This is a genomic window from Streptomyces hazeniae, assembly GCF_031845485.1.
GTDB classification, from domain to species: Bacteria; Actinomycetota; Actinomycetes; order Streptomycetales; family Streptomycetaceae; genus Streptomyces; species Streptomyces hazeniae.
This window is the reverse complement of sequence record NZ_JAVREQ010000171.1, coordinates 1-456: the sequence shown is the minus strand read 5'-3', so window position 1 is coordinate 456 and position 456 is coordinate 1. Positions and strand designations below refer to the sequence as shown.

The 456-nt window shown below is 66.7% G+C and carries 1 protein-coding gene; it reads left to right on the top strand.

Features of this window, described 5'->3' with window-relative positions:
- The coding region (locus RM572_RS29160) for a diaminopimelate decarboxylase family protein (protein WP_394813732.1) at nucleotides 1–423 on the top strand (423 nt) is incomplete at its 5' end.
- Nucleotides 424–456 lie beyond the last annotated feature (33 nt).

Here is a 456-nt window from a genome sequence, read left to right as displayed (position 1 = left end):
ACCATCACCCTCTACGAGGTCGGCACCGTCAAGGACGTCGCGGTCAGCGCCACCGCGCTGCGGCGCTACGTCAGTGTCGACGGCGGGATGAGCGACAACATCCGCCCCGCCCTGTACGACGCCGAGTACGACGCGCGTCTGGTGTCCCGGGTCAGCGACGCATCCGCGACCCTGGCGCGCATCGTCGGAAAGCACTGCGAGACCGGCGACATCGTCGTTCGCGATACCTGGGTCTCCGATGACATCGCGCCGGGCGACCTGCTGGCAGTCGCCGCGACCGGCGCCTACTGCTATTCGATGTCGAGCCGGTACAACCTGCTGTGCCGACCCGCGGTGGTGGCTGTGAAGGACGGCAAGACGCGGTTGGTGCTCCGTCGGGAGACCGTCGACGATCTTTTGAGCCTGGAGGTGAGTGGTCAATGAGTGAGAAGCCCATCGGCGTAGCGGTACTGGGGC